We start from the raw sequence: 5,100 nt of genomic DNA, 5'->3' as shown, positions 1-5,100 counted from the left end.
GTTTCCCCCGAGGGATTTTAAATCCCTTGTGTCTACCGATTTCACCACCCGGGCAGACAACCTTGTGTTTTAGCTTTAACCTTGCTAATAAAGGTAAAATGGAGGCGGGTCCCGGAGTCGAACCGAGGTGGACGGATTTGCAATCCGCTGCATGGCCACTCTGCCAACCCGCCACTTTAAACATCCAAACAAACATTAAGTGTAATGTTGGAGCGAGTAACGAGGTTCGAACTCGTGACCTCGACCTTGGCAAGGTCGCGCTCTACCAGCTGAGCTATACTCGCGTTGCATTAACCCGTTTAAAGGCCATCTGCCTTAACACGTGTCGCATTCTACTGTTTTAATTAGGCCAGTCAATAACAAAATCTTAGTTTTGTGACTGACTGCTTAAATTTTAACTCGCTTAGGCTTTTTAATGACTCAGCCGCTACTGCTGAGACAAATCATGCCAGGCAGCGCTTAAATAAACGTACATAGACCACAGGGTTAATACCGTTGCCAGATATAACATGGCGTAACCGACAGGGGTAAACCAGGCCAGTAAGCTAAACTGTGGCTGCCAGATTAAGCCAATGAGCGCCAGCATCTGCGCGATGGTTTTGTATTTACCAAGGTTAGACACGGCTACGTTAGCTCTTTTACCTATTTCCGCCATCCACTCCCGAAGCGCAGATATAGCAATTTCGCGGCTGATGATAATAATCGCCGGAATACTAAACCACAGTGATTGTTCATGAATAGCTAACACCACCAGCGCTACTGCCACCATCACTTTGTCGGCGACAGGATCTAAAAAAGCACCAAAGGGCGTTGATTGTTGGAGCTTGCGCGCCAGATAGCCATCCAGGGCATCGGTAATGGCCGCTAAACAAAAGACCAGCGCCGCCCAGAAGCGGTAATGCTCCCAACCAGAATAAAAACAGCCGATAAACACCGGGATAAGCAGTAGCCGGAACAAGGTTAACAGATTGGGAATATTCCACATATAACAGTTCTCACAACATCAATCTTGCTATGCTACTTGTTATGACAGGCTTGGTAAATCTTTTCTGCTTGCAGCCGTGAAATACCCGGCACAGTCGCAAGTTCAGTCGCGGATGCTTTAAGCACCCCCTGCAAGCCACCAAAATATTGCAGCAGAGCCTGCCGACGCTTATCGCCAATCCCCTTTATTTGCTCTAATGGGCTTTTAAGCAGGGTTTTACCGCGTTTACTACGATGACCTGTTATCGCAAAACGGTGCGCCTCATCACGAATATGTTGAATAAGATGCAGCGCCGGATCATCGGCGGCTAAATGACACTGCCGCTCGCTATCAGCCAGAATTAAGGTTTCCAAACCGGGTTTGCGGCTCGTGCCTTTAGCCACGCCAACTAACAATGGTCGTTTAGCGTGCGGCCAGTTGGCAAAAGCACTAATGGCGGTATTTAACTGGCCCTGCCCCCCATCAATAAAAATGACATCCGGTATTTTTTCCTGATCTTCCAGCCGGCCATAGCGCTTATCCAGCGCAAACTGCATAGCGGCGTAGTCATCTCCGCCGGTAATACCAGAGACATTGTAGCGGCGGTACTCCGCCTTATAGGGGCCTTTATCATCAAATACCACACAAGAGGCAATGGTATCCTGACCCATGGTGTGGCTGATATCAAAGCATTCCATACGATGAATACCATCGGGTAACGCCAACAGCTGTTGTAATCGCTGATAACGCAGTGCCATTTTTTGTGCCAGTGACTGCCGTGATAGCAGCGCCTGCTCGGCATTTTTTTGGGCCAACGCCAGATAATTTGCCCGCTCACCGCGTTTGGGTGTCAATAATTGCACACTGTAGCCGGCTACCGCACTGATAGCGGCACTCAGAGCAACCTCATCCTCAAGAGCCATCGGCAGAATAATGTGTTTTGGGATCAGCTGGCCAGCGACACCGCTTAAGTAAAACTGCCTGACAAAGGCCGACAACACTTCCTGAGGATGACTATTGGCCGGCACCTTGGGGGAAAAGGCTTTGCTGCCCAATATTTTTTGATCGCGTACCAACAACAAATGTACTACCGCACTTTGCCCTGCCAAGCTAAAGCCAATCACATCCAGCTCTGCCTGCTCTCCGCTAACATGTTGTTGCTCTTGAACCTGACGCAATGCACTGATTTGATCGCGATAACTGGCCGCAGTTTCAAACGCCAGTTGCTCACTGGCCATGAGCATTTTTTGAACCAAATCATCCAGCACCAATTGGTTTTTACCCTGCAAAAAAAGCGTAGCCAACCTCACCTGCTCAGCATAGTCGTCATCACTGATTTTACCAACACAGGGCGCAGAACACAGTTTTAGCTGATACTGCAAACAAGGCCGGGTACGGGCACGGTAAAAGCCATCTTCACATTGGCGGATAGGAAAAATTTTCTGCAGGGTTTTTAAACTTTGCCACACCGCATTGGCATTAGGATAAGGGCCAAAATACTGACCGGCTTTGGTTTTTGGCCCGCGATGCGAGCTAATGCGCGGATGCTTATGGCCGCTCAAAAAAATATAAGGGTAAGATTTATCATCGCGCAGCAGCACATTATATTTGGGTAAAAACTGCTTTATCAGATTATTTTCGAGGATCAGCGCTTCTGTTTCGCTGTGGGTAATGGTCAGTTCAATCTCAGCAATTTGTGCAACCAGTGCCTGCGTTTTGACACTATCTACCTGTTGCCGAAAGTAACTGGCCAGGCGTTTTTTCAGATCTTTTGCTTTGCCAACATAAACTACCGTCTGTTGTTTATCCAGCATCCGGTACACGCCGGGTTGCGACGGTACCTTAGCCAGAAAAGCTTTAGCATCAAACACAGACATTAACGGGCATCAGGGGGTAATTTTGGCAATATCAATCATACCGTGGCGCAGCGCCAAATGAGTAAGCTCTACATCACCGCTGATGGCCAGTTTTTCAAACATCCGGTACCGATAAGAGTTAACCGTTTTGGCACTAACACTCAATTGGTCGGCAATATCCGTCACCTTCTGACCCTGGGTAATCATCAGCATAATTTGCAGTTCGCGGTCAGACAATTCGGCAAAAGGATTTTCTTTTTGTTGCGATACCTTAGCCAGCGCCATCTTTTGTGCTACTTCGTCTGAAATATGCCGGGCGCCGGTATACACCTTACGCACAGCAGCCACCATCTCATGAGGCGCTGAGTTCTTAGAAATAAAGCCTGATGCCCCCAGCTGCATGACTTTAGTGGGAACAGGTTCTTCGCAAGATACTGATAAAGCAAGGATCTTAATATCCGGGCAATAGTGCAAAATGCGTTTGGTCGCCGTTAAGCCACCCATGCCAGGCATATTCATGTCCATCAGTACCACATCGGGTTCATGTTGCCGGCAAAACTGCAGGGCCTCTTCACCAGAACAAGCTTCGCCTATCACCTTGATACCGCGCTCATCCTTTAGTATGCGACCTATTCCAGTTCGTACGAGCTCATGATCATCAACTAACAGCACGTTAATCAACTGGCTTCTCCGTATTACTGGTTATTAGAATAATTATCAGTCATAGCATAGCCGAATGTAGGCCATTTGGCTAACTTCTGACACTGCAAAACTTAGCGGTATCGCAGTTACTCATTAAGTGTGCCAGAAAGGTTAACGATATGAAACCAATAAAAAAAATAAAATGAGATATTGATATGAGGAAAATGAATTACGCATGAAATGGCGGAGGGAGAGAGATTCGAACTCTCGGTGGGCTATTAACCCACGCCGGTTTTCAAGACCGGTGCATTAAACCGCTCTGCCATCCCTCCGCGATATGGAGCGCATAGTAAGAACTGCGTTACACTTTGTAAAGCGCTATTTTGCAAATTAAGCGCGTTTGCTTAGTATTTGCGCAGCTACAGCCCTTTTTATTTCTGTAGCTTAAAAACACAAAAACCACCTTGCGGTGGTTTAGGGTAAAGTGGCGGAGGGAGAGAGATTCGAACTCTCGGTGGGCTATTAACCCACGCCGGTTTTCAAGACCGGTGCATTAAACCGCTCTGCCATCCCTCCAGCGCTGCGTATACTAATCAGTTTATGGCTTAAAATAAAGTGGCAAGGCTAAAAAAAACCATTAAGCGCTTTTTTATCGACTGAGGGACTGGTCTCAATGGAACTTAGCACGTATTATAAGGTCAGTAACCTTATAATAAACTTCGGTAAAAGGAGACAGCTATGTCATACAGAGAAACCGGCGCCCTCAGCACTGCGCAAAGCGGCGTTGAAATAAACAAAGTATTGAAAAACACCTACTTCTTATTAGGCTTAACCTTAACTTTTAGTGCAGTGGCAGCAGTAACAGCCATGGCAATGGGCATGGGTCGCGGAATGTCCCTGGCTTTCTTTATTGCCGGTTTTGTGATGTTGTTTATCGTTAACAAGCAGGCTGATAAAGCCAGTGGCTTGTTCTGGATCTTTGGTTTTACCGGTGCCCTAGGTGCATCCTTAGGCCCAATGCTTAATGCTTACGCGGGCCTGGCTAATGGTCCTGAGCTGATTATGCAAGCCCTAGGTGGCACAGCCGTTATCTTCTTCACCTTGTCAGCTTATGTGCTGACTACCCGCAAAGACTTTTCTTTTATGGGCGGGTTTTTAATGGTGGGTTTGATAGTGGCCATTATTGCCTTTATCGCTAATATTTTTCTGGCCATTCCAGCCTTAAGCCTGGCCGTCAGTGCCGCAATCATTATGATTATGTCTGGTTTAATTTTGTTTGATACCAGCCGCATCATCCATGGTGGTGAAACCAACTATATCCGCGCTACTGTAGGCCTGTATCTGAATATCTTTAATATTTTTGTGCACTTATTGAGCATTCTTGGCATTATGGGTAGTGATGATTAATCGCTATACCCCAGCGCCTGCTTTAGTTAAAATACCCCGTCGTTGATGGGGTATTTTTTTATGAGCAAGCGAACAAACCATGCAACCAAGCTTTAGTATTTTGCTGACATCCAGCCCGTTGGCCAGTCAAAGCTTTGCCAGTGCCCTGAGTTTTTGCCAGGCAGCATCAGCACAAGGTTTTGCTATCGAGCAGGTGTTTATGGCCCACAATGCCGACTCGGCGTTAAAACT

At 47.1% G+C, this 5,100-nt stretch carries 4 protein-coding genes and 4 tRNA genes; 1 reads left to right on the top strand and 7 read right to left on the bottom strand.

The annotated features are described in order from the left end of the window. Positions 1–99 precede the first annotated feature (99 nt). The 7 genes from V7D78_RS15885 to V7D78_RS15855 all read right to left on the bottom strand — a co-directional run bounded on the left by V7D78_RS15885 (position 100) and on the right by V7D78_RS15855 (position 4,038). Positions 100–173 (bottom strand) — tRNA-Cys (locus tag V7D78_RS15885). A 35-nt stretch (positions 174–208) separates the two neighbouring features. Beyond that, a tRNA-Gly gene (locus V7D78_RS15880) sits at positions 209–284 on the bottom strand. Positions 285–427: 143 nt separating this feature from the next. After that, positions 428–985 carry a CDP-diacylglycerol--glycerol-3-phosphate 3-phosphatidyltransferase gene (pgsA, locus tag V7D78_RS15875; protein WP_333609435.1) on the bottom strand — a complete coding sequence of 186 codons (558 nt, stop codon included), beginning with the start codon at positions 983–985 and terminating at the stop codon, positions 428–430. A 32-nt stretch (positions 986–1,017) separates the two neighbouring features. Next, positions 1,018–2,841: an excinuclease ABC subunit UvrC gene (gene uvrC / locus V7D78_RS15870; RefSeq protein WP_333609434.1), complete on the bottom strand. Its 1,824-nt coding sequence runs from the start codon at positions 2,839–2,841 to the stop codon at positions 1,018–1,020. 9 nt (positions 2,842–2,850) lie between these two features. Continuing rightward, positions 2,851–3,492, bottom strand: coding sequence for a UvrY/SirA/GacA family response regulator transcription factor (gene uvrY, locus V7D78_RS15865; protein WP_442886660.1), 642 nt, complete (start codon positions 3,490–3,492; stop codon positions 2,851–2,853). A gap of 211 nt (positions 3,493–3,703) precedes the next feature. After that, a tRNA-Ser gene (locus V7D78_RS15860) sits at positions 3,704–3,794 on the bottom strand. A gap of 153 nt (positions 3,795–3,947) precedes the next feature. Continuing rightward, positions 3,948–4,038, bottom strand: a tRNA-Ser gene (locus tag V7D78_RS15855). A gap of 162 nt (positions 4,039–4,200) precedes the next feature. Between V7D78_RS15855 and V7D78_RS15850 the strand changes: the two genes are divergently transcribed. Further along, positions 4,201–4,869, top strand: coding sequence for a Bax inhibitor-1/YccA family protein (locus tag V7D78_RS15850; RefSeq protein WP_333609432.1), 669 nt, complete (start codon positions 4,201–4,203; stop codon positions 4,867–4,869). The last annotated feature ends 231 nt before the right edge of the window (positions 4,870–5,100 follow it).

This window comes from Arsukibacterium sp. (genome assembly GCF_036735525.1).
Taxonomy (GTDB): Bacteria; Pseudomonadota; Gammaproteobacteria; order Enterobacterales; family Alteromonadaceae; genus Alishewanella.
Note: the sequence above shows the minus strand (reverse complement) of the source record. Positions and strands in the feature narration are given on the sequence as shown.

Excerpts from the sequence above, each read along its gene's own strand:
- pgsA (WP_333609435.1), bottom strand. The coding sequence starts at position 985 with ATGTGGAATATTCCCAATCTGTTAACCTTGTTCCGGCTACTGCTTATC.
- uvrC (WP_333609434.1), bottom strand. The coding sequence starts at position 2,841 with ATGTCTGTGTTTGATGCTAAAGCTTTTCTGGCTAAGGTACCGTCGCAA.
- V7D78_RS15850 (WP_333609432.1), top strand. The coding sequence starts at position 4,201 with ATGTCATACAGAGAAACCGGCGCCCTCAGCACTGCGCAAAGCGGCGTT.